We start from the raw sequence: 23,442 nt of genomic DNA, 5'->3' as shown, positions 1-23,442 counted from the left end.
CCAGCCAACTGAAAAGTAGGACGATTAAACCCCCCAGGGAATTCTCTTCCAGATGGAAGGCACCCATTCGAACCAAGAGGTTGTCAAAAGCTTGGCGGAGAAGCTGCGATTCAATTTTCTCTACCTAATGCCGTTGGCATCTTAGGGGAGTCGCAACTTACATCAGCGTCTTTTAGGTTGAATTATAGCGCGTGTCTGAAAGAGTGCCGTAGAAATTCAATAATTCGCTTGTTTTCTATGCCAACGATTCAGTTATAGCGATCGCCAGTTCGATTAGGACATTTGGGGGATGGTGAAGCCATCCCCCAAAATGTTTTTGTCTCAACTATGCTGGCGACAGCTATATGGCTCATTTATGGCAATCAACCAGGCATTCACCCAACTGCTGCGGAAATGGGAGCGATCGCAGGGTTGATGAGGCGTGTACTGCTCTAGAACAGGGCTTACGTAATCGAATAATGGTTGGAGCGCTTAGCGCTCCAACCATTATTCGACCCCCTGTTTTTTGGGATGATGTGCGTAAGTCTTAACTAAGTTAGTCCGAGGCAAGTTGCAAGTGACTGCGATGAACATGCAGCAGTTGCAATGTGTTGCCCGATACCTGCTCCAACATTTGCACAACATGTTCGGGCCGGAGTGACGTGCCATCTGCAAGACAGGTGCCAATGTACCTGAGGGCGATCGCATCAGCAAATTGGGTATTGCTGGGTTGCGCCATTCGCTCGCTAGGCCAATCAGTTAGGGCGATATCAAACAGGCGATCGCGCAAGTTGACTTGCCGTGCCTTGCCAGATTTGCTCACCTGCTCCACCCAAATCTCTTGCGTGGTGCGTACATTGGTGACCCAGTTTGGCCAGTCTGCAACGGAATTCGCCTCGGCAACTGCGATATCTGGTGCAGTTGGTGCAACAAGTAAATAGTATTCAGCTTGAGCCATGATTTTGGCTGCGGAGGGTGCATCAACCGGAATTTCCTCGGCGCAATAGACGGGCATATCCGGCGGCAGTTCTTTCGCAAAGCGAGTTTGAAATTCCTGTGGATCCATGGCTTCGGTTAAGTCAAAATCCACAATTTCGCTGCTGCTGGATGCGCCCAGTGGAAGTGCCAAGGCTGGAACAATACGGGGTTGGGGATGGAAGCCACCTGTAAAGGCAATGGGCAATCCGGCGCGTCGAACAGCCCGATCGAACAGTCGCATCAAATCAAGGTGACCGATTAAGGTGAGCTTGCCGAGTTTGCCAAACCAGAGACGAATGCGCTGTGCTCGCTCAGTATTGGGGACAAAGTGGCCCTCGAACTTGGGAATGGCTTGGGGTGGAACGACGACATTGTGGCCAAAATCGGCACCACATACACCGCAATGCGAGCAGCCATCGAATGAGCAATCGGGTACGGTGGCTGCTGCCAAGGCTTTTTGCAAGTCGGTTTTGAGCCAACTTTTCTCAACGCCAGAATCAATGTGGTCCCAGGGAAGTGGTGCATCGAGGCTTTGCAAGGCTGCTTGCGAATGGTCTGCAATCGCGCCACTGGTTTGATCCGTATCCTGAAACAAGTTCCATTCGCCTTGCTCCACCTGACGATATTTCCACGTGAGGTCAGATTCAGCGATCGCCTGAGTCCATGCGCCAAACGCTCGCTCCAGGCTTTCCCACCAGGCATCCATGCCTGCGCCCAACTCCCACGCACGACGAATCACAGAAGAAAGACGGCGATCGCCTCGACCAACAAAGTCTTCCATAGCCGAAATGCGCACATCGGTAAAGTTCACCTTTAATCCGCGAATGGTGCGAAACTCTTGCCGCAACAGCTCTTGCTTACGCAAAAACTCCGATGTGGAAACGGAGTGCCACTGAAACGGCGTGTGGGGTTTGGGGGTGAAATTAGAAATGGTGACGTTAAAGCCAATGGGCTTACGACCCTTAATGCGGCACTCTTGCTGGAGCCAGCGCATGGTTTCCGCAATACCCAGCACATCGGCATCTGTTTCGCCGGGTAAGCCAATCATGAAATAGAGCTTAATCCGGTCCCAGCCTTGCTCATACGCCGTTTTGACCCCGCGCAACAGCTCCTCATTGGTCAATCCTTTGTTCACAATGTCGCGCAGTCGCTGCGTTCCAGCTTCGGGAGCAAAGGTGAGGCTACTTTGGCGAATGCCGCCAATGATGTTGGCAATATCTTCATCAAAGCGATCGACGCGCTGGCTGGGCAGGCTGAGCGAGACGTTCTCATCTTTCAGGCGATTCTTAATCTCCATGCCGATGCTGGGCAGTGCCAGATAGTCGGAGCAGCTGAGCGATAGGAGCGAGAACTCGTTGTAACCTGTGGTGTTCATGCCCTGAACGATGGTATCGACCACGGCCTGCGGCTCAACGTCGCGGGCGGGCCGAGTCAACATTCCTGGTTGGCAAAATCGGCAGCCACGGGTGCATCCCCGTCGAATTTCGACGGTGAGGCGATCGTGTACAGTTTCGACAAACGGCACCAAACCGATGGAATACTCGGGCATGGGTGTTGCCACCCGCCGGACGATGCGGGTCGGTACATCGGGCCGGATGGAATGAACGGAGCCATCGGCGGCCATTTGATAGAACTGCGGCACATACACGCCGGGAACTTGCGCTAGATCGAGCAGCAACTCTTCTCGGCTGAGGCCAGCAGCTTTGCCTTCTTCGACGACTAGGCCAATTTCGGGCAGCAGTTCCTCGCCATCGCCTAGCACAATAAAATCAAAGAAGTCAGCATAGGGTTCTGGGTTGGAGGTAGCAGTTTGGCCTCCAGCAAAAATGAGTGGGTAACTGTCAGTGCCAACATTCCAGGCTCCCGTGGATGAACGTTCGCGCCAGGTTAATGGAATTCCGGCCAAGTCCAACATTTCCAAAATGTTGGTGGCTCCCAACTCATAGCTCAGGCTAAAGCCTAGAATGTCGAACTCGGTGAGCGATCGCTGCGACTCTACGGCAAATAACGGCGTTTGCGTTTGCCGCAACTTTGTGGCCAAGTCGGCGGCGGGTAAGTAGGCGCGATCGCACAGTTGCCGGGGTTGCGCATTCACAATGCTGTACAAGATGATATGGCCCAGATTTGAGAAGCCAACTTCGTAAACCTCTGGATACGTGAGCACCCAGCGCACTTGCGCCTCATCCCAAGGTTTATGCACAGCCCCCAGCTCGTTGCCCAAGTAGCGAGCAGGACGAAGAATATCTGGAGTGATTAACTGATCAATTGCGATCGCCACAGTAAAAGCCTCAAGCAAACCACAAGCACGACTACGGATCTAGTATACGAGTCGTATTTGCGATCGCCCGAGGCCCACAACCCAAGGAATATCAAGTTGCAAGCGAACGATGCCGCCCCCAAACTGTTAGCAGCACTAGTTCAAGCTCGCTTCTGCCATCGGCACTTGATCAAAAATGTTGAACGCTTGATCGAGTTGAGTCAGCTCGAAAATGATCTGAATCGATGGAGGCACTTTACAAATTCCAAATGTCTTGTGCAACTGCTGGGCACGATTCAGGGTCGCGACCAGTGCCATCAGCCCTGCACTATCTAAAGACTCCACCTCACTCATATCAACTATGAGTGAATCACAGTGAACGGACGTGACCAAATCGGACAACTCCTGTTGCAGTTGCGCTGCGTTTGATGCATTGATGTGGCCTTCGGGCTTAAACACATTCATGAATGAACTGGGGGTAATCATTTGCATGTCGCCTTCTACCATCTTCCTAAAAGCACCGATAAACTCTAAACGAGTGAATTGCAAAACATAGATGAACTGTTCCAGCGACCTAAATGTGGGGGCAGCCAGAATTCAAGAAAAGTTTCGAACCCGTTGCAAGATACTCAGGACTATATCCCGCTCTTTGGGGAGAGGCAGTAATCATTCATTCTTTTCACAATATCTTTAAGTGAAATTCCTGAATTTCTAAATTTTTCAGCAAGGATTTTTCGCAAAAAGTATGCAAATATACGGGTTTAAAGGAAGAAGAAATTACATCACCCCTACGAGTGAAAGCTGCTGTGATGCGGATCACAATTTTTAGGATAGGTTGATCACTTCCTTTCACTATTTGAGATACCACAATAGAAAAACATTCAAATGCTAGCCCCCCAGTCGTAAAGGAGAAAGCTCTCCTATGAAGTCATCTCACGCAATTCGCAAGCTTGTGTCTCGAGCGCTCCATATCCGGCAGTTGACGCCAGATATTGAGAATGAAATCAATTATGAACTCACTCGTTTGGGCTACATCTCGGACGTAGACTACGAAGCCTTAGAATTATTAATGTCGGAAATGGATGCTGGTCGGGTTCGACTCGTTCCAAATCCTTAACATCTGATAGTTTGATGAATGTTTTGGCGTGTGCGATCGCTCAAATGGTAGAGGTTCGATTTAGCTTCCCTTCTATCGTGATATGACAAGATTTGTGATGGATGGTTGGGCACTAACGCTAAGCGATCATGTCCATCTCCCTCGTGAGAAACGGCTCTCCTAAAAATTAGAGTTTTCCACTCCAGAAGTATGCTTCGAAAGGTAAACAATTCCGATACAGTCTGATTTTCCCTTAAGACTCTATCGTTGGCTTATCTGCTTTTACAGCGTGCCTAATCGTTCAGTTAGCCCCTAACGATTTTCACTATACTTGGCTACAGGCAAGGCCAGTCCCTTTGGAAAAGAGTCTTCGAACTTTTATCCAAAGGGACTGGCCATTGTTTGTTGAAGCATTCGCGATGGTCAAACTGGTGAGGACTAACTTAGCGAGGGTTGACAAACGCATGAGGAAAAGTTCGCCATAAATGTTGTACAAACTGATGCATTTGCTCTTTTGCTAGGCGATCGCCAATCATGGTGTGTTTTGGGCTGTGCAGTTGGGTCATCAGGGGCAAAACCTCGGTATCAAGCGCGGGCCGAAACAGCGATCGCGGCAAAATGAGATCGGCGCTTTGGCGAACATCGTAAACTGTGTAGTCCCAACTATCCGGCTCATATACGGACTGGTTGAGTTGCATTTGATCTGCATCCAGCCCAATTTGAAGAATCAGTGGCCGTACCCAATAAAATGGCCGATTTTCTGCTTCCTGAATGACTTCGCTAAAAAGCCGATCTGTTGCGAGGTCGACACACAGAATTGCGTGGTTTGTGACAAGTTGAGGATTCGACATCAAACTTCAGCAGCCTATTCCTTCCCAGACGTTCCTTCCCCATCATGACTCAAACTTGGTAGAGCTAAGAAGATCGAGATGTTGGGGAAGATAGACAAAGCCCGCGCCAGACCCATCGTTTAACCGATATTCGCCCGCATCTTGTCCGCCATAGCACCCTGCAGGATGCAAAACCCAGAAGAGGAGGCGATCGATCGCTTTACAACCTAAACCGACCGACATTGAAGGAAAAGTGCACATCCTTTAGAATATTGAGAAATATAAACTCAACCCTACGGCCAGTGGTAGCGTGGGTAGGCAGGTTAGTCTGCCAGGACTTTTGATAGCACCGCTCAGATGCCCCAAATTTTCGACTTCAATTTCACTGCTGCACGAGACTTTAAGACGTTAAAGAGGTTGGCTTATGTCTGTTGAAACTCTTGAAAAGCGTTCAACATCTCCTGACCAATCAACCATCAAAAAGCCGGCGCCTCGCTACAAGGTGCTTTTGCACAATGATGATTTCAACAGCATGGAGCATGTGGTTCAGGTTTTGCTCAAAACGGTTACCAGCCTAACAATGCCTCAAGCCGTCAGCATTATGATGGAGGCTCACACAAATGGCGTAGCCTTAGTGATTACTTGTGCTCAAGAGCATGCTGAGTTTTACTGCGACACCCTCAAAGCTCACGGTTTGATCAGTACAATTGAACCAGATGAATAGGCTGCTGTTTCGTTAAAGTAAAGCCTTAACTCAGTTCATTCGAAATCCGGTACCAAACCATGTTGGGAACTTTTCAGCAAAGCAATCTGAGAGTTGAAGTTGAAGCTTCGGAAGCGATCATTCGAGATTGTTTGCTGCAACCGGATAAGCTTCGGCAGTGGATGATGCCCGCCCGCTTACCGGAAGGCTTGCCGGATGTTCTCAAGGTCGGAGATACCTTTACAAGCTGGTTGGGACCTATTTCTGTGCGGCATCAGGTTCAGTCGGTTGATGGCAATTCCTTGTGCTTGCTACTGAGTCAGGGAATTGATGGATACCATCAATGGTATTGGGGGGATGGATGGATTCAGTCTTCGTTGGCTGGGGTTTCTGTGCTGCCGCTGAGCCTTGGCCAAACCCTGAGTCTTATTAATCTCAAGCGTTGGCTGAGCACTGACCATACAGGCAGTTAAGATTTTGTTTTTTGCGTTTCGACGCGATTTCATTACGTACCATTTACAAAAACAGCGGCACGAAAAAAAACGTCAGTTTCGGTTATGGGCTTTTCTGAAGTTTACGCAGCGCGCAAACTTCAGAAAAGCCCATTTTTGCGTGCGCAACGCGCACGCAAAAATGGGCACTTCAGCTTATCCAAAACTCAGGTGAAAACAGGGCACCGCATCTATGCACGTACGGCTCTTTTGTTTTGTAGAGTCAGGTCTGCTCTGGATATGCCAAAGCGCCCTTATTTCTTCTGCTTGCGCAACGCACAGGCAATCATAGGCTATTCTAGCGCAACCCCTGGAACAGCCGTAAACCAAAACTGGCGTTTGATAAAACCGTGCGTTTCGTCAACAGTAGATTATTTGCGGAGCAGCTCAATGGGGGCTTAACCTGCTGATTCCGAATCTTCGCTAAAGCTTGAGGCATCTGTGGTGGCCTCTGCTTGCTGCTGCTGAACCCGCAGTCGCACTGAGTCTGCATGAGATGGCAACCCTTCTGCTGTTGCCAGGGTATCCACGGCACTCGCAACATGGTTCAGCGCTTTGGGCGAATACTGAATGAGGCTAGAGTGCTTCATAAAGGTTTCGACGGTGAGCGCCGATGCATACCGGGCAGACCCGGAAGTTGGCAGGGTGTGGTTTGGCCCAGCCAAATAGTCGCCAATGGCTTCGGGTGTAGAACTCCCGAGAAAGATGGCTCCAGCATGGCGGATCTGCTCAACCAAGCTCCAGGGATCTTCCACTTCAAGTTCTAGATGCTCGGGTGCAAATTCATTGGAGAGTTCGGCAGCAGCCTCTAACGAGTCAATGACAACGATGACTCCATAATGGGCGATCGCCTTTTCGGTTAGCATGCGGCGCGGGTGGTTTACCAGCATTCTTTCGACTTCGGCAACAACTTTCAGGGCCAAGCCTGAATCAGTTGTTAACAGAATTGCCGCTGCCATGGGGTCATGCTCGGCTTGAGCCAGCAAGTCTGCTGCAACGAAGGTGGGGTTGGCACTGCTATCGGCAATCACCAAAACTTCGGAAGGGCCAGCCAGAGAATCAATCCCAACTGTGCCATATACCAACTTTTTGGCCAACGTGACATAGATATTGCCAGGGCCGGTGATGACATCCACTTTGGGGATGGTTTCTGTGCCATACGCCAATGCGGCGATCGCCTGAGCTCCACCCACGCGGTAAATTTCGCTCACCCCAGCTTCTTGGGCGGCTACCAGCACTGCCGGGTTTACGGTGCCATCGGGTAATGGAGGTGTCACCATCACAATGCGAGGCACCTTGGCAACCTTGGCGGGAATCGCATTCATCAACACTGTGCTAGGATATGCAGCCCGTCCGCCGGGTACGTAAATCCCCGCTCGGTCGACGGGAGTGTAGCGCTTGCCAAGCACCACATCGTTTTCGCCAAACTGAACCCAGCTTTTGGGTAGTCGCTGCTGGTGGAAGGCTTCAATATTGCGACAGGCAAGCCGAAGCGCAGAGAGCAGCTCTTTGGAAACCTGTTGGTAAGCAGCATCCATTTCTGCACCACTCACTCTCAGGTCTTCGGGCTTTAGTGATAGCTGGTCAAATTCTTCTGTGTAGTGCAGGACCGCGCGATCGCCCTGTCGTCTCACCGCTTGCAGCACCTGTTGAACAGTTGCTTCCTTATGGATCATTTGGTCATCATGGGTGCGATCGCAAATCCGTCGCAATTCCGTGAGAGCTTCAGAGCGCTGATTAATAATTCGCAGCATTGCCACTTTTGGAAAAAAGAATGCCAACCATTCAGATTACGAAGTCACCTCATTCCCAAATGCTGTTGAGCAACGATTGGTTAACGATGACCTTCTTCTAGATTAGCTTGTATTTTCGGTGGTTTGCGTATCCTGAGATGAATGTCATAGAGAGAATTTTAAAGATAAGATTTGATAAATGGGCCAGTCATTCGCTAAAATAGTGAATTGCCAAAAGACTTAACAGGTACAGAGAGTAGCCGTGGCTAATATCAAGTCTGCAATCAAGCGAGTTCAAATTTCAGAGCGCAACCGTCTGCGCAACAAGTCCTACAAGTCCGCAGTTCGTACCCTGATGAAGCGCTATTTTACAGCCGCTTCTGAGTATTTAGCGAACCCCTCGCCTGAGCTGGAAAAAGAAGTACAGCAACGCATGGCCGCGGCTTTCAGCAAAATTGACAAGGCTGTAAAGCGCGGTGTGTTGCACCCCAACAATGGTGCTCGTAAAAAGTCTCGTTTGGCCAAGGCGCTGAAAACTCAGTAAGTTGCTCCATTAGGCTTCGCCCTTTCCTTCCTGAGGGACGGCAAGCCAATCATGGGTAAGTCGTGATTCGGTGGAAACTGACTAAATAATCAGGTTGTGCTGGCGATACGTGCCACAACTGGGATTTGCTGCCTTGAGTGCACTGTTCGGCAGCAAGGTAAAGCCTGATTTTGGTCCTGTTTCAGTGCCAATCGCGTATACAGGGCTTTTCTGCTTGTTAGTTACTTTGGTCGTCAACTCGCTTTGCCATGTATCTAATTGATACGCATGTTCATCTCAACTTTGAAGACTTTCAGCCAGATATGGCGGAGGTTGCTGCGGCATGGCGAGAGGCTGGCGTGGTTGCTTTAGTGCATTCCTGTGTTGAACCTGGTGAGTTCTCGGCAATTCAGGCGATCGCTGATCAATTCCCTGAGCTGTCGTTTGCAGTTGGTTTGCATCCATTAGATGTAGACCAATGGCGTGACACAACGGCGGCAGAGATTTTGTCTCTAGCCCGCTCGGACACCAGAGTTGTGGCAATTGGTGAGATTGGGTTGGACTTTTTTAAGGCAGATAATCGCGATCAGCAAATCGCGGTCTTTTTGTCGCAGCTGGCGATCGCACGCCAGCTCAACCGCCCAATCATCATTCATTGCCGAGATGCAGCACCCGAAATGGCCGAGCTGTTGCGCACTGTCTGGCAAGATGAAGGACCTGTTCGGGGTGTCATGCATTGTTGGAGTGGTACACCCGAAGAAACCCAATGGTTTTTGGATTTGGGCTTTTACATTAGCTTCAGCGGCATTGTCACCTTCAAAAATGCTCATCAAGTTCACGAGTCAGCCCGGCTTGTTCCTGCCGATCGCCTACTGGTCGAGACAGATTGTCCTTTCCTCTCGCCAGCACCCAAGCGGGGCGATCGCCGAAATCAACCTGCATACGTTCGCTATGTAGCAGAACGGGTTTCCGAGTTACGAGGTGAATCCTTAACCCAGTTGGCTGCAACTACAACACAGAATGCCTGCAACCTATTTGGCTTGAAGATCTTAGCCGATCTGCCCACCTTACATCATACGAATTCAGAGGCTGTCTCGCTTGCTTAGCAACGGCTCTCCAGATTTGTCAAGACTTTTCTGAAAGTTGATGACACAGAATGGAGCAGATACGGCATAATTTTAAAGGAATGAAGGGAGGCTGCCTTGTCAAGAGTATTTGTTTAAAATTCCCCTCGCAGGATGAGATCCCCCACAGTCAGTAGCCGCAGAGAGCCATTTCAAGAGGCTCCGATCTAGAGCTGTGCGTTTCCTCTTGCTGCTATGTTTGCTCCACAATTTCAACTTGCACCAACCGTATTTGCTGTTTCCTATTGTTGATTCATCCAATATCCCGCAGCATCAACGTTCGCTCTATTTATTGATTCTCAGTTCTTTCCACCCATGAAGGACTGAGGATTTTGTTGTCAGATTTTGTACTAAGTTAACCAAGGGTTATCTCTGAAGCGACCCGTTTCGAGGAGACGCATGACTAACGCAATCCAAGCCGCCAACTTTACTCTGCCCGATCTGGTTGAAATTCAGCGTGCTAGCTTCCGCTGGTTTTTGGAAGAGGGTTTGATTGAAGAACTCGATAGCTTTTCTCCTATTACGGACTATACCGGCAAGCTGGAACTGCATTTTTTGGGTAAGGACTACAAGCTCAAGCGCCCCAAGTACGACGTTGATGAAGCAAAACGTCGGGATGCAACCTATGCCGTACAAATGTATGTGCCAACTCGTCTGATTAACAAAGAGACGGGTGAAATTAAAGAGCAAGAAGTCTTCATCGGGGATCTACCGTTGATGACCGATCGGGGAACATTTATTATCAACGGAGCCGAACGGGTCATTGTCAATCAGATCGTTCGTAGCCCTGGTGTTTACTACAAAGCTGAAACCGATAAAAACGGACGGCGTTCTTACAATGCCAGCCTGATTCCTAACCGGGGAGCTTGGCTTAAATTTGAGACGGACAAGAACGACCTAGTGTGGGTTCGGATTGACAAAACTCGGAAGCTGTCGGCTCAAGTTTTGTTGAAGGCAATGGGGTTGAGCGATGGCGAAATCTTTGATGCATTGCGCCATCCCGAATATTTTCAAAAGACCATTGAGAAGGAAGGGCAGTTCTCGGAAGAAGAAGCCCTAATGGAGCTGTATCGGAAACTGCGGCCTGGTGAACCTCCTACCGTTTCAGGTGGGCAGCAGCTCTTGGATTCTCGCTTCTTTGATCCCAAGCGATATGATCTGGGGCGGGTGGGTCGTTACAAGCTCAATAAGAAGCTGCGCCTCAGTGTGCCCGAGCCTGTGCGGGTGCTGACTCCGCAGGATATTCTTTCAGCGATCGATTACTTGATTAACCTGGAATTTGATATTGGCAATGTTGATGACATTGACCACTTGGGTAATCGCCGGGTGCGCTCGGTAGGTGAGCTGTTGCAAAATCAGGTGCGTGTCGGTCTCAACCGTTTAGAGCGGATTATCCGAGAGCGGATGACCGTTTCGGATGCGGATGCGCTAACCCCCGCCTCGCTGGTGAACCCCAAGCCGTTGGTAGCTGCAATTAAAGAGTTTTTCGGCTCGTCTCAGCTGTCCCAGTTCATGGATCAAACTAATCCGCTGGCGGAGTTGACCCATAAGCGTCGTCTCAGCGCCCTAGGTCCTGGTGGTTTGACTCGAGAGCGTGCTGGCTTTGCGGTGCGAGACATTCACCCATCGCACTATGGCCGCATATGCCCGATTGAAACCCCAGAAGGGCCTAATGCGGGTCTGATTGGTTCGCTGGCAACGCACGCCCGAGTCAACTCCTATGGCTTTATTGAAACGCCTTACTGCAAGGTAGAAAATGGCCGACTGCTGAAGGATCAGCCTCCCCTCTACATGACGGCAGATGAAGAGGATGACCTGCGGGTGGCTCCGGGTGACATTCCGATGGATGAGGAAGGGTACATCCTTGGGGATCAGGTACCAGTGCGCTATCGCCAAGACTTTACGACCACAACACCTTTAGAGGTGGACTATGTGGCGGTGTCTCCTGTGCAGATTATTTCCGTGGCGACTTCGCTAATTCCATTTCTGGAGCACGATGACGCCAACCGAGCGCTGATGGGCTCTAACATGCAACGGCAGGCGGTGCCTTTGCTCCATCCTGAGCGACCCTTGGTGGGGACGGGCTTGGAAGGGCAGACCGCTCGTGACTCCGGTATGGTGATTGTCAACCGGGTCGATGGTGAGGTGTCCTATGTGGATGCTAACCGGATTCGGGTGCAGGGCAAGGATGGCAAAGAAGTTGAGTACATCCTGCAAAAGTACCAACGATCCAACCAGGATACCTGTTTGAATCAGCGACCGATTGTGTCTCAGGGCGATCGCGTCGTCGCAGGGCAGATCTTGGCGGATGGTTCTGCCACGGAAAGCGGTGAGATTGCGTTGGGTCAAAATATTCTCGTGGCCTACATGCCATGGGAAGGCTACAACTACGAAGACGCCATCCTCATCAGTGAGCGGTTAGTCTACGACGACGTTTACACTTCCATCCACATTGAGAAGTATGAGATTGAAGCGCGTCAAACCAAGCTCGGCCCCGAAGAAATCACGCGAGAAATTCCCAACGTGGGTGAAGATGCGCTGCGTCAGCTCGACGAAAACGGCATCATTCGCATTGGTGCCTGGGTTGAATCCAGCGATATTCTGGTGGGTAAAGTAACGCCGAAAGGTGAGTCGGATCAGCCTCCCGAAGAAAAGTTGCTGCGGGCCATCTTTGGTGAAAAAGCCAGAGACGTGCGCGACAACTCGCTGCGGGTACCGAATGGTGAGAAAGGCCGCGTTGTGGACGTGCGGGTGTTTACCCGTGAGCAGGGCGATGAACTGCCCCCCGGAGCCAATATGGTGGTTCGTGTCTATGTGGCTCAGAAGCGCAAGATTCAGGTGGGCGACAAGATGGCCGGACGCCACGGCAACAAGGGCATCATTTCCCGCATTCTGCCAATTGAGGACATGCCCTACTTGCCCGATGGTACCCCGGTAGACATCGTGTTGAACCCGCTGGGTGTACCTTCTCGAATGAATGTGGGCCAGGTGTTTGAGTGCTTGCTCGGCTGGGCCGCAGAAAACCTGAATGTGCGTTTCAAGATCACACCGTTTGACGAAATGCACGGGGAAGAGGCGTCGCGTCTATCGACCCACGGCAAACTGCAAGCCGCTCGGAATAAGACGGGTAAGGATTGGGTCTTTAACCCTGACAACCCCGGCAAAATTCAGGTGTACGACGGACGAACCGGCGAACCGTTCGATCGCCCGGTGACCATTGGTAAGGCCTACATGCTGAAACTGGTTCACTTGGTAGATGACAAGATTCATGCTCGTTCGACTGGCCCATACTCGCTGGTGACGCAGCAGCCTCTGGGCGGTAAGGCTCAACAGGGCGGTCAGCGCTTTGGAGAGATGGAGGTGTGGGCACTGGAGGCATTTGGTGCCGCCTACATTCTGCAAGAGCTGCTAACGGTGAAGTCGGACGATATGCAAGGTCGAAACGAAGCGCTGAATGCCATCGTGAAGGGTAAGCCGATTCCCCGTCCGGGTACGCCAGAGTCGTTCAAGGTGTTGATGCGAGAACTCCAGTCGCTCTGTTTGGATATTGCGGCGCATAAGCTGCAAACCCAGGAAGATGGCACCAGCCGCGATGTGGAAATCGATTTGATGGCGGATGTGAGTTCGCGTCGTGCTCCGTCGCGTCCTACCTACGAGTCAATTTCGCGGGACGAGATGGAAGAAGTTGAAGACTAAGGTCTGAGATACGGTTGGGAGGCTGACGATCGCCCTTATGTGCTTCATGGGCGATTGGCCTCCCGGCTGTGACTCCGTGCGATCGCCTCATTACTAGCTACTTATTGAAGTGTTCAAGGAAATAACCGATGCCTAAGCTCGAGCAGCGATTCGACTACGTCAAGATTGGATTGGCATCTCCAGAGCGGATTCGCCAATGGGGAGAGCGCACCCTACCCAATGGGATGGTCGTGGGCGAAGTTACCAAGCCTGAAACGATCAACTACCGGACGCTGAAGCCTGAAATGGATGGCTTGTTTTGTGAGCGAATCTTTGGGCCTGCGAAGGACTGGGAATGCCACTGCGGCAAATACAAGCGGGTGCGTCACAGAGGTATTGTATGCGAGCGTTGCGGGGTGGAAGTCACGGAGTCTCGTGTACGCCGACACCGGATGGGCTACATCAAGCTGGCAGCTCCGGTCACCCATGTGTGGTACCTCAAGGGAATTCCCAGCTACATGGCGATTTTGCTGGATATGCCCTTACGGGATGTTGAGCAAATTGTCTATTTCAACGCCTATGTGGTGCTGAATCCCGGCAATGCTGACAATCTCAGCTATAAGCAACTGCTGACAGAAGATCAGTGGATTGAAATTGAAGATCAGCTATATAGCGAAGACTCTCAACTGTCTGGAATTGAAGTTGGAATTGGAGCAGAAGCGCTCCAGCGCCTGCTTCAGGATTTGGCATTAGAGAAAGAAGCCGAACAACTGCGGGAAGAAATCACCACTGCCAAGGGCCAGAAGCGCGCCAAGCTGATCAAGCGACTGCGAGTGATTGACAACTTTGTGGCCACAGGCTCGCAGCCCGATTGGATGGTTTTGTCGGTAATTCCGGTGATTCCTCCCGATCTGCGTCCAATGGTGCAGTTAGATGGTGGCCGCTTTGCGACGTCTGACTTGAACGACCTCTACCGTCGAGTTATCAACCGGAACAATCGATTAGCGCGCTTGCAGGAAATCTTGGCTCCTGAGATTATCGTGCGAAACGAGAAGCGGATGTTGCAGGAAGCGGTAGACGCTCTGATTGATAACGGTCGTCGTGGCCGTACCGTGGTAGGGGCCAACAACCGTCCGCTGAAATCGCTGTCCGACATTATTGAAGGAAAGCAAGGCCGATTCCGTCAAAACCTGTTGGGTAAGCGGGTTGACTATTCTGGTCGCTCGGTGATTGTGGTGGGTCCACGGCTCAAGATTCACCAATGCGGTCTGCCCAAGGAAATGGCGATCGAACTGTTCCAGCCGTTCGTCATCCACCGTTTGATTCGTCAGGGTTTGGTGAACAACATCAAGGCGGCGAAGAAGATGATTCAGCGCAACGACCCACAGGTGTGGGATGTGCTGGAAGAGGTGATTGAAGGGCACCCTGTGATGCTGAACCGAGCTCCGACGCTGCACCGACTGGGGATTCAGGCGTTTGAACCGATTCTCGTTGAAGGTCGTGCTATTCAGCTGCATCCGTTGGTGTGTCCTGCCTTTAACGCAGACTTTGACGGTGACCAGATGGCGGTTCACGTGCCACTGTCGCTCGAAGCTCAGGCTGAAGCCCGTTTGTTGATGCTGGCCTCGAACAACGTGTTATCGCCTGCGACAGGAAAACCCATCATCACGCCGAGTCAGGACATGGTTTTGGGGTGTTATTACCTGACGGCAGAGAACCCCAATGCAACTAAGGGTGCTGGGCGCTATTTCTCAAGCCTTGATGATGCCATCATGGCCTATGAGCAAGGGATAGTAGACCTTCATGCCTATGTGTGGGTTCGATTTGAAGGCGAAGTCGAAACATCTGTGAAAGATAGTGAGCCCGAAAAGGTGGAAACCGCTGCTGACGGTACCGTAACAAAGCTGTATAAGCTGCGCCGTGTGCGGGAAGATGCCAACGGAAATGTGTTGTCTCAGTACATCTACACCACTCCTGGGCGGATTATCTACAACAAAGCAGTTCTAGATACGTTGGTCAGCTAGGCCGGTTTGTAATGACGAAGGGATGGGCGATCGCACCAGAGCATAGCCCATCCATAGCTGATACGTGATGCATGGCGACAATATTTATCGAGGGGCAAGATCACGATGGCGGAGCAAAACGCAAATCAAAAACCTGCGCAAGCGATTGTTTTTCGCAACCGGGTCGTTGATAAGAAGCAGTTGCGGAACCTAATTGCTTGGTCATTCACGCACTATGGAACGGCACGGACAGCTCAGGTGGCAGACGAGTTAAAGGCCTTGGGCTTTCAATTTGCGACTCGTGCCGGGGTGTCCATTAGCGTGGATGACTTGCAGGTTCCGCCCAGCAAGCGGCAACTGTTAGCTGAGGCGGAAGAAGAAATTCGGAAAACGGAAGAGCGCTACAGCCGAGGTGACATTACCGAAGTGGAGCGCTTCCAAAAGGTAATTGATACATGGAACAGCACCAGCGAAGAGCTCAAAGATGAGGTGGTGCGTAACTTCAAAGAAAGCGATCCGCTCAACTCGGTGTACATGATGGCGTTCTCGGGTGCCCGAGGCAACATCTCTCAAGTGCGCCAGCTGGTGGGTATGCGGGGTCTAATGGCCAACCCACAAGGAGAAATCATTGACTTGCCGATTAAAACCAACTTCCGCGAAGGACTGACCGTGACGGAATACATCATTTCGTCCTACGGAGCCCGGAAGGGATTGGTAGACACAGCGCTGCGAACAGCGGACTCGGGATATCTGACCCGTCGTTTGGTGGACGTGTCGCAGGATGTGATTATTCGAGAGCTAGACTGTGGTACCGAGCGCGGCATTAAGTTGCGCAGTATGACTGATGGCGAGCGCGTCCTCATTCCGTTGCAGGATCGTCTGTTGGGCCGAGTGGCGGCAGAGGATATTTTGCACCCCAAAACGGGTGAGGTGATTGTTGCCCGCAATGAAGCCATTTCTGAGGACATGGCTAAGCTGGTCGGTGCAGCCAAGGTTGAAGAAATCACAGTGCGAGCCGCATTAACCTGTGAGGCGACTCGCTCGGTTTGTCAGATGTGCTACGGTTGGAGCCTGGCTCATGCCTCAATGGTGGACTTGGGTGAAGCTGTCGGAATTATTGCAGCCCAGTCCATTGGGGAGCCGGGAACGCAGCTGACGATGCGAACCTTCCACACGGGTGGAACCTTCACGGGTGAGCAAGTACCTCAGATTCGCGCTCCCTTTGATGGGGTGGTGCATCTAAAACAAAAGCAGTTCCGGTCTCGTCCCTACCGGACTCGCCACGGTGAAGATGCGCTGATTGTGGAGTCGAACATTGACCTGACCATTGAGCAGGGCAATAAGAAAGAAGCTCACACCATTCCTCAAGGTTCGATTCTGTTTGCCAAGGATGGTGAGACCGTCACTCAAGGCTACACGATTGTGGAATTGCCGGTAACTGGCCGGGTGCGCAAAGTGACGGAAAAGGCAACTAAGGACGTGGCCTCGGACTTGGCGGGTGAGGTGCTGTTTGCCGATGTGGTTCCGGAAGAGAAGAAGGACCGTCAGGGCAACACTACTCGTAGCGCTCAGCGAGGTGGCCTGATCTGGGTGCTGTCAGGCGAGGTGTATAACTTGCCTCCTGGTGCAGAACCTGTGGTGAAGAATGGCGATCGCGTCGAATCTAACAGCATCTTGGCGGAAACCAAACTGGTTACTGAAAACGGTGGTACGGTGCGCATTCCGCCCGAAGGGGAAGCGAAAGGTCCCCGTGAAGTGGAAATCATCACCGCGTCGGTTCAGTTGGATCAGGCTCAAGTTATTGCCGAAAGTGGCCAAGGGCGTGAGCACTACGTTATCGAAACGCAAAACAACCAGCGCTTCTCTCTGATTGCCACCCCTGGCACCAAGGTTACCAATGGTCAGGTCGTGGCGGAGCTGATTGACGATCGCTACCACACTCACACGGGTGGCATCATCAAGTTCTCAGGGATTGAAGTTGCCAAGAAAGGTAAAGCCAAGCAGGGCTACGAAGTTGTTAAGGGTGGCACGATTCTGTGGATTCCCGAAGAATCCCACGAGGTGAACAAAGATATCTCGTTGCTGCTGGTGGAAGACGGCCAGTATGTTGAAGCGGGCACCGAAGTGGTGAAGGATATCTTCTGCCAGAGTAATGGTGTGGTGGAAGTGACCCAAAAGAATGACATTCTGCGGGAAATTGTCATCAAGCCGGGTGAACTGCATATGGTGGATAACCCCGATGCGATCGCTGGCAAGGATGGCTCGATTGTGCTGCCTGGAGATGAGGTGGTTCCGGGGCTGTCTTCCTCAGAACTGCGCTACGTCGAGTATGTGGAAACGCCAGAAGGCCCCGCTCTGTTGCTGCGTCCGGTGACAGAGTACACCGTACCCGATGAGCCTCCGGTGCCCAGCCAGACCTCATCGAGCGAAGATGCTGCGCGCTCAATTCAAATGCGGGCAGTGCAGCGCATTCTGTACAAGGATGGCGATCGCGTCAAATCGGTTGAAGGCTTGGAACTGCTGAGGACTCAACTGGTGTTGGAAATCGACACCCAGACTCCTCATCTAGCTGCTGACATTGAGCTGGTTCCGGATGAATCGAATTCAGATGTGATGCGTCTCCAGCTGGTCATTCTAGAGTCCTTAGTCATTCGTCGTGATGTTGCGGCTGACCAGACTCAGGGCAGCACCTACACTCGCCTGTTGGTGGAAGATGGCGATCAAATCACGGCAGGAGCTGTGGTTGCCCGCACGGAAATTCAGTGTAAAGAAGGCGGCGAAGTGCGCGGAATTGGCGTTGGCGAAACGATTCGTCGTTTGCTGATTGTTCGCAGCACGGATATGGAAGTGCTAGATACTCAAGGCAAGACTCCAACGGTCAAGCCGGGAGACCTGCTGGTTGCTGGTACTGAAATTGCTTCGGGTGTCATCACGCCTGAATCGGGTCAAGTGCTATCGCTAGAGAACGGTCAAGTGACGCTGCGATCGGCTCGCCCTTATCGTGTGTCAGCGGGTGCCGTGTTGCACATTGACAATGGCGACCTAGTGCAGCGGGGTGACAACCTGGTGCTGCTGGTGTTTGAGCGCGCCAAGACTGGAGACATCATTCAGGGTCTACCTCGAATTGAGGAGCTGCTGGAAGCTCGGAAGCCGAAGGAAGCCAGCATTATCGCGGCTCGCCCCGGTACGGCTCAGGTGGTGTACAGCGATGATGAAACGGTCGAAATTAAGATCGTAGAGGCAGATGGTGTAGTCACCGAATACCCTATCGCTCCGGGTCAGAGCTTGCTGGTCGTGGACGGCCAAGAAGTGGATGCTGCTGAGCCTCTCACCGATGGTCCTGCCAATCCTCACGAAATCCTCGACGTGTTTTTCCAGCTGTATCGTGAGAGCATGGGCTCCTACGAAGCGGCACTGAAGAGCCTAGAGAAGGTTCAAACTTTCTTGGTGAATGAGGTACAGTCGGTGTACCAGTCGCAAGGTATCGAAATTTCGGACAAGCACATTGAAGTGATTGTGCGACAGATGACCTCGAAAGTGCGCGTGGATGATGGTGGCGACACGACTATGCTGCCAGGTGAATTGGTAGAACTGCGCCAAATTCATCAGGTCAACGAAGCCATGTCCATTACGGGTGGTGCCCCTGCCGAGTATACTCCTGTGTTGTTGGGTATTACCAAGGCTTCGCTCAACACCGATAGCTTCATCTCGGCGGCCAGTTTCCAGGAAACGACTCGGGTGTTGACTGAAGCGGCGATCGAGGGTAAGTCAGACTGGTTGCGCGGTCTGAAGGAAAACGTGATTATTGGACGTTTGATTCCGGCGGGTACTGGCTTTAATGCCTACGAAGAACCCAACAATGTCGAAATTGACCTGACCTATGAGGGCAGTGTTTTTGAAGATGACATGACGTTGGGGGATGTGGTGCTCGATGATCGCACGGCTCGTACCTATGAGCTAGAGGGCGGTTTCGATGTCTTTCCGACAGAAGCGCTGCGCAATAGTGGATCTGACTTCTCCCGAGGTAGCTATGGCTTTGGCAGCGGCTCACCCATCCTAGATGATGAGGGTGGTTTTGATGAGCTTGTTGGCGGTGGTAGCGCCGAAGAGGAAGAGGATGATATGGGGGACGATGATTAATTTCTAGAAAGGGGCGTCAGCTTGCGGATTGGCGAGCTGACTATCCCTGTCTAGGTAATCTCATCTCTTAGTCATTTCTCTCTCAATTTCTTTTGAAAGAACCTGTGTTATGAACACAGGTTCTTTTTTGTGAGTGTCAGTTATTGAGTAGCGCGCAATTCTCTCAGAAACCTGAGTTTTGGATAAGCTGAAGTGCCCATTTTTGCGTGCGCGTTGCGCACGCAAAAATGGGCTTTTCTGAAGTTTGCGCGCCGCGCAAACTTCAGAAAAGACCTTAACCGAGACTGACGTTCTCAGAACAGCCTTTTTTGTATGCCTTGGTATGCCCATTGCGCAAACAAAAATGGGAGCCTCGGCCTATGTTGCTTTGAAGAGCCTACTTCTATTGGAAGAGCCCCAAACCATTGATGAGTCTGCTTCTTCTCTTACTCCTGACCGACGATTTTCTGGGTTGGCGCTTTCTATAGTGGTCGCAGAGTGGGTTGCCTTGGCCTAGGGCTTGCGCGGGTGAGTAGGTGGGTAATGAGGCGATCGCTCGTAGATCCACATGGGAGCAAGGTCGTGGAAGAAACAATTCAGCAAAAGCAAGAACCAAACACTCAGCCGGGTGATCTAGAACGGTGGGCTTCCCTCCTGGGTGGTGGCGCGTTGGTTTTGATGGGGTTGAGAGATCGATCTCTACGAGGCGTATTGACGGCTGTTGCCGGAGGTGGGCTGGTCTACCAAGGAGCCACGGGAAACAGCACCGTGAACCAAATTCAAGATGCCGTTGGTCTCAACAACAACGCAATTCGAGCCGAGCGCACCGCTACGATTAATCGGCCTGCCTCAGAGCTGTATGCCTTTTGGCGGGATTTTGGCAATTTACCTCAATTTATGAGGCACTTGAAATCGGTAACTGTTTTAGACGATCGCCATTCTCACTGGGTTGCCAGCGCTCCGTTGGGGGCTGAGGTGGAATGGGATGCCGAGATTGTGACCGACGAACCCAATCATTTAATTGCCTGGGTCGCTTCTCAAAATGCGGATATTGAAAACTCTGGGTTTGTGCGATTTCAACCGGCGACGGGCGATCGCGGCACCGAAGTGAAAGTGGTGATTGAGTACAGCCCACCGGGCGGGACTGTTACAGCGGCTATTGCTCGTCTGTTTGGGGAGAACCCGGAACAGCAAATTGGGGATGACCTCGCTCGATTCAAGATGCTGATGGAAGCTGGCGAAATTGCCACAAATGAAGGTCAGCCCCGGGGTTCGTAATCCCTGTTCTGTTGGACTGAGCTTTTGGCCTCTTATGAGCATCGTTAGCCCTGAACCAAGCTAGTTCCTGACCAAGAAAGACCCGACCCAAACATTTTTTAGGAGAACGCAATGAGAGCACTCTGCTGGCACGGAGCCGGAGATGTACGAGTAGATACGGTTCCGGACCCAACGATTCTGAATCCTCGGGATGCCATCCTCAAAATAACCTCAACCGCCATTTGTGGTTCAGATTTGCACCTTTATGATGGCTACATTCCCACCATGAAGTCGGGCGATATTCTCGGCCATGAGTTTATGGGCGAGGTGGTTGAGTTGGGGGCGGCAGTCAAGAACCTCCAGATTGGCGATCGCGTCGTTATTCCTTTCACCATTTCTTGCGGGAACTGTTTCTTCTGTCAGCGCGATCTGTGGTCTCTCTGCGACAACTCAAACCCCAACGCGTGGATGGCTGAGAAACTGTATGGGCATTCTCCTTCGGGCTTGTTTGGCTATTCCCACCTGCTGGGTGGTTATGCGGGCGGTCAGGCTCAGTACGTGCGCGTTCCCTTTGCAGATGTGGGCGCACTCAAGATTCCTGAAGGGCTAACGGATGAGCAGGTTTTATTCCTAACGGATATTTTTCCTACGGGATACATGGCTGCGGAGAACTGTGACATTCAACCCGGAGACACCGTTGCTGTGTGGGGATGCGGGCCTGTAGGCCAATTCGCCATCCGCAGCGCCTTGATGCTGGGGGCAGAACGGGTGATTGCGATTGATCGCTTTCCAGAACGGCTAGACATGGCCAGGTTGGGCGGAGCCGAAGTGCTGAACTATGAAGAAGTGGAAACTGGCGTAGCCCTGAAGGAAATGACAGGCGGACGTGGCCCTGACTGTTGTATTGATGCAGTTGGCATGGAGGCCCATGGTACTGGATTTATGGCAGCCTACGATAGCATCAAGCAAACGTTCCGTTTGGAGACGGGCCGCGCATCGGTGCTGCGAGAGGCAATTGTGGCCTGTCGCAAAGGTGGGAAGGTCTCCGTGCCGGGGGTGTATGGTGGCTTTATCGACAAAATGCCGATGGGTGCCTTTGTGAATAAGGGATTGACGATGCGATCGGGACAAACTCATGTTCACAAATATCTGGGACCTTTGCTGGAGCGCATTCGCAATGGTGAGATTGACCCTTCGTTTGTGATTACCCATACCTTGCCATTGGAAGAAGCGCCTAATGCCTACAAAATCTTCCGCGATAAGCAAGAAAACTGCATCAAGGTTGTGTTGAAGCCATAACCCTAAGTCTGAAGCTAGCGCCTGTTTGGAACGCTCGATAAGCAAGTTAATTAACGTCAGTTCCAAGTAATCGGAAGTACCCCTTGTTGCATGCGCGTTGTGTAAGCAACAAGGGGTACTTCTGAGAGGTGTGCGTTACGCAATGGGTCGTACAGGAAGGCTAATGTTCATGTCTACAGGCTTGAGCGAGTAAAACGTTTGTGTCATCAAAAAACGGTTCACCTGCGTTTTACGTTTTGGGCAGCTTTCGTTCGAATGGTAGTCGTGTTGAAGCGCGATCGCCAAGATCCTCTGAAGGGAGGATGACGATTTCTTTGTTTATTTTTCATGCTGAGAGAATTGCCGCAGTCTGCGCCATTCATTGTTTCGGGACTTTATTAAAACAGGCTATGCAAACTAAACAATTGGGAAATTCCGACCTGCATCTCACACCAGTTGGTTTTGGTGCTTGGGCGATTGGTGGTGGTGGTTGGGCCTTTGGCTGGGGGCCGCAAGAGGATCAGGAGTCGGTTGAAGCAATTCAGCGATCGCTCGACTTGGGCGTGAATTGGATTGATACTGCGGCCATTTACGGTTTGGGGCATTCCGAAGAAATTGTGGCTAAAGCGTTGAGCGGACGCAGCAACAAACCCTACATCTTTACCAAGTGCTCCATGATTTGGGATAAGCAGGGCAACATTAGCCGTAGCCTCAAGGCCGATTCCCTGCGCAAAGAAGTAGAAGACAGCCTACGGCGCTTGCAGGTCGATGTGATTGACCTGTACCAAGTTCACTGGCCCAATCCCGATGCCGAAATTGAAGAAGGCTGGGAGACGCTGGCTCAGCTAAAGGATGAAGGGAAAGTTCGTTATATTGGCGTGTCGAACTTTAACGTGGAGCAAATGCAACGGGCACAGGCGATCGCCCCCATCACATCGCTCCAACCGCCCTATTCCCTGGTAAAACCAGCCGTCGAAACGGAAATCCTACCCTTCTGTAAGGCAAACAACATTGGTGTGATTGTGTACTCGCCGATGCAATCGGGCTTACTCACCGGAAAGATGACCGCTGAGCGGGTTGCCAACATGCCCGACAACGATTGGCGTAAGAACAACAGCGAGTTTCAGGAACCCCGTCTGTCGCGCAACTTGCAGTTGGTAGAAGTGCTACGGGAGATTGGTGCTGCCCACGGTCGCGCACCAGGAGAGGTGGCGATCGCCTGGACGCTCAACAACCCCGCCGTAACTGCCGCCATCGTGGGAGGCCGCAATGCTCAGCAAGTAGAAGGCATCATTGGAGCTGCCGAGTACCGCCTGAGTGACGACGAGTTAAGCAAGATTGACAGCTTCTTGGCCCAACATCCATAATCTGACTCAACTTAAGGGTGGATGTTCAC

18 protein-coding genes are annotated in these 23,442 nt (G+C 51.7%); 13 read left to right on the top strand and 5 right to left on the bottom strand.

The window, feature by feature from the left end; translation table 11 throughout:
- Positions 1–289: 289 nt before the first annotated feature.
- Positions 290–415: a hypothetical protein gene (locus tag ACQ4M4_RS02005; RefSeq protein ID WP_430682774.1), complete on the top strand. Its 126-nt coding sequence runs from the start codon at positions 290–292 to the stop codon at positions 413–415.
- 120 nt (positions 416–535) lie between these two features.
- Here the strand turns inward: ACQ4M4_RS02005 and ACQ4M4_RS02000 are convergent, their stop codons facing one another.
- Together ACQ4M4_RS02000 and ACQ4M4_RS01995 are read right to left on the bottom strand one after the other, a co-directional pair.
- Positions 536–3,235, bottom strand: coding sequence for a TIGR03960 family B12-binding radical SAM protein (locus tag ACQ4M4_RS02000; RefSeq protein ID WP_430682965.1), 2,700 nt, complete (start codon positions 3,233–3,235; stop codon positions 536–538).
- Positions 3,236–3,370: 135 nt separating this feature from the next.
- Complete coding sequence (locus tag ACQ4M4_RS01995; protein WP_430682773.1) at positions 3,371–3,706, bottom strand: STAS domain-containing protein; 336 nt, start codon at positions 3,704–3,706, stop codon at positions 3,371–3,373.
- A gap of 430 nt (positions 3,707–4,136) precedes the next feature.
- Here ACQ4M4_RS01995 and ACQ4M4_RS01990 point away from each other — a divergent pair, with 430 nt between their 5' ends.
- The gene (locus tag ACQ4M4_RS01990; protein ID WP_430682772.1) at positions 4,137–4,331 is read left to right on the top strand and encodes a hypothetical protein; all 195 of its coding nucleotides are present in this window, start codon (positions 4,137–4,139) and stop codon (positions 4,329–4,331) included.
- Between the two features lie 422 nt (positions 4,332–4,753).
- On the opposite strand, the gene ACQ4M4_RS01985 is transcribed toward ACQ4M4_RS01990, so the two are convergent.
- Together ACQ4M4_RS01985 and ACQ4M4_RS01980 are read right to left on the bottom strand one after the other, a co-directional pair.
- Positions 4,754–5,161 (bottom strand): hypothetical protein, encoded by a 408-nt coding sequence (locus ACQ4M4_RS01985; RefSeq protein WP_430682771.1) that lies wholly within the window; start codon positions 5,159–5,161, stop codon positions 4,754–4,756.
- Positions 5,162–5,203: 42 nt separating this feature from the next.
- Positions 5,204–5,401: a hypothetical protein gene (locus tag ACQ4M4_RS01980; RefSeq protein ID WP_430682770.1), complete on the bottom strand. Its 198-nt coding sequence runs from the start codon at positions 5,399–5,401 to the stop codon at positions 5,204–5,206.
- A gap of 163 nt (positions 5,402–5,564) precedes the next feature.
- Here ACQ4M4_RS01980 and clpS point away from each other — a divergent pair, with 163 nt between their 5' ends.
- On the top strand, positions 5,565–5,864 hold the full coding sequence (gene clpS, locus ACQ4M4_RS01975; protein WP_430682769.1) for an ATP-dependent Clp protease adapter ClpS: 300 nt from the start codon (positions 5,565–5,567) through the stop codon (positions 5,862–5,864).
- Positions 5,865–5,923: 59 nt separating this feature from the next.
- Positions 5,924–6,316, top strand: a complete 393-nt coding sequence (locus ACQ4M4_RS01970) for a hypothetical protein (protein ID WP_430682768.1) — start codon at positions 5,924–5,926, stop codon at positions 6,314–6,316.
- Positions 6,317–6,732: 416 nt separating this feature from the next.
- Here ACQ4M4_RS01970 and hisD read toward each other — a convergent pair whose 3' ends face one another.
- The gene (gene hisD / locus ACQ4M4_RS01965) at positions 6,733–8,088 is read right to left on the bottom strand and encodes a histidinol dehydrogenase (RefSeq protein ID WP_430682767.1); all 1,356 of its coding nucleotides are present in this window, start codon (positions 8,086–8,088) and stop codon (positions 6,733–6,735) included.
- 241 nt (positions 8,089–8,329) lie between these two features.
- Here hisD and rpsT point away from each other — a divergent pair, with 241 nt between their 5' ends.
- The 9 genes from rpsT to ACQ4M4_RS01920 all read left to right on the top strand — a co-directional run bounded on the left by rpsT (position 8,330) and on the right by ACQ4M4_RS01920 (position 23,413).
- Positions 8,330–8,611 (top strand): 30S ribosomal protein S20, encoded by a 282-nt coding sequence (rpsT, locus tag ACQ4M4_RS01960; RefSeq protein ID WP_430682766.1) that lies wholly within the window; start codon positions 8,330–8,332, stop codon positions 8,609–8,611.
- A 248-nt stretch (positions 8,612–8,859) separates the two neighbouring features.
- The gene (locus tag ACQ4M4_RS01955; protein WP_430682765.1) at positions 8,860–9,696 is read left to right on the top strand and encodes a TatD family hydrolase; all 837 of its coding nucleotides are present in this window, start codon (positions 8,860–8,862) and stop codon (positions 9,694–9,696) included.
- Between the two features lie 417 nt (positions 9,697–10,113).
- A complete protein-coding gene (rpoB, locus tag ACQ4M4_RS01950; RefSeq protein ID WP_430682764.1) occupies positions 10,114–13,410 on the top strand; it encodes a DNA-directed RNA polymerase subunit beta in 3,297 nt (1,098 codons plus the stop codon).
- 128 nt (positions 13,411–13,538) lie between these two features.
- A complete protein-coding gene (locus ACQ4M4_RS01945; RefSeq protein WP_430682763.1) occupies positions 13,539–15,413 on the top strand; it encodes a DNA-directed RNA polymerase subunit gamma in 1,875 nt (624 codons plus the stop codon).
- 105 nt (positions 15,414–15,518) lie between these two features.
- A complete protein-coding gene (locus ACQ4M4_RS01940; RefSeq protein ID WP_430682762.1) occupies positions 15,519–19,532 on the top strand; it encodes a DNA-directed RNA polymerase subunit beta' in 4,014 nt (1,337 codons plus the stop codon).
- 322 nt (positions 19,533–19,854) lie between these two features.
- Positions 19,855–20,028, top strand: coding sequence for a hypothetical protein (locus tag ACQ4M4_RS01935; RefSeq protein WP_430682761.1), 174 nt, complete (start codon positions 19,855–19,857; stop codon positions 20,026–20,028).
- A 65-nt stretch (positions 20,029–20,093) separates the two neighbouring features.
- Positions 20,094–20,789 carry an SRPBCC family protein gene (locus ACQ4M4_RS01930; RefSeq protein WP_430682760.1) on the top strand — a complete coding sequence of 232 codons (696 nt, stop codon included), beginning with the start codon at positions 20,094–20,096 and terminating at the stop codon, positions 20,787–20,789.
- A 111-nt stretch (positions 20,790–20,900) separates the two neighbouring features.
- Complete coding sequence (locus ACQ4M4_RS01925) at positions 20,901–22,067, top strand: zinc-dependent alcohol dehydrogenase (protein WP_430682759.1); 1,167 nt, start codon at positions 20,901–20,903, stop codon at positions 22,065–22,067.
- Positions 22,068–22,456: 389 nt separating this feature from the next.
- On the top strand, positions 22,457–23,413 hold the full coding sequence (locus ACQ4M4_RS01920) for an aldo/keto reductase (RefSeq protein WP_430682758.1): 957 nt from the start codon (positions 22,457–22,459) through the stop codon (positions 23,411–23,413).
- The last annotated feature ends 29 nt before the right edge of the window (positions 23,414–23,442 follow it).

It is taken from the genome of Leptolyngbya sp. AN02str (assembly GCF_050565595.1).
Taxonomy (GTDB): domain Bacteria; phylum Cyanobacteriota; class Cyanobacteriia; order Elainellales; family Elainellaceae; genus Kaiparowitsia.
Note: the sequence above shows the minus strand (reverse complement) of the source record. Positions and strands in the feature narration are given on the sequence as shown.

Excerpts from the sequence above, each read along its gene's own strand:
- ACQ4M4_RS01920 (WP_430682758.1), top strand. The coding sequence starts at position 22,457 with ATGCAAACTAAACAATTGGGAAATTCCGACCTGCATCTCACACCAGTT.
- ACQ4M4_RS01985 (WP_430682771.1), bottom strand. The coding sequence starts at position 5,161 with ATGTCGAATCCTCAACTTGTCACAAACCACGCAATTCTGTGTGTCGAC.
- ACQ4M4_RS01995 (WP_430682773.1), bottom strand. The coding sequence starts at position 3,706 with ATGCAAATGATTACCCCCAGTTCATTCATGAATGTGTTTAAGCCCGAA.
- clpS (WP_430682769.1), top strand. The coding sequence starts at position 5,565 with ATGTCTGTTGAAACTCTTGAAAAGCGTTCAACATCTCCTGACCAATCA.
- ACQ4M4_RS01935 (WP_430682761.1), top strand. The coding sequence starts at position 19,855 with ATGCCCATTGCGCAAACAAAAATGGGAGCCTCGGCCTATGTTGCTTTG.
- hisD (WP_430682767.1), bottom strand. The coding sequence starts at position 8,088 with ATGCTGCGAATTATTAATCAGCGCTCTGAAGCTCTCACGGAATTGCGA.
- rpoB (WP_430682764.1), top strand. The coding sequence starts at position 10,114 with ATGACTAACGCAATCCAAGCCGCCAACTTTACTCTGCCCGATCTGGTT.
- ACQ4M4_RS01940 (WP_430682762.1), top strand. The coding sequence starts at position 15,519 with ATGGCGGAGCAAAACGCAAATCAAAAACCTGCGCAAGCGATTGTTTTT.
- ACQ4M4_RS01990 (WP_430682772.1), top strand. The coding sequence starts at position 4,137 with ATGAAGTCATCTCACGCAATTCGCAAGCTTGTGTCTCGAGCGCTCCAT.
- ACQ4M4_RS01955 (WP_430682765.1), top strand. The coding sequence starts at position 8,860 with ATGTATCTAATTGATACGCATGTTCATCTCAACTTTGAAGACTTTCAG.
- ACQ4M4_RS01970 (WP_430682768.1), top strand. The coding sequence starts at position 5,924 with ATGTTGGGAACTTTTCAGCAAAGCAATCTGAGAGTTGAAGTTGAAGCT.
- ACQ4M4_RS01925 (WP_430682759.1), top strand. The coding sequence starts at position 20,901 with ATGAGAGCACTCTGCTGGCACGGAGCCGGAGATGTACGAGTAGATACG.
- ACQ4M4_RS01945 (WP_430682763.1), top strand. The coding sequence starts at position 13,539 with ATGCCTAAGCTCGAGCAGCGATTCGACTACGTCAAGATTGGATTGGCA.
- ACQ4M4_RS01980 (WP_430682770.1), bottom strand. The coding sequence starts at position 5,401 with ATGTGCACTTTTCCTTCAATGTCGGTCGGTTTAGGTTGTAAAGCGATC.
- ACQ4M4_RS02005 (WP_430682774.1), top strand. The coding sequence starts at position 290 with ATGGTGAAGCCATCCCCCAAAATGTTTTTGTCTCAACTATGCTGGCGA.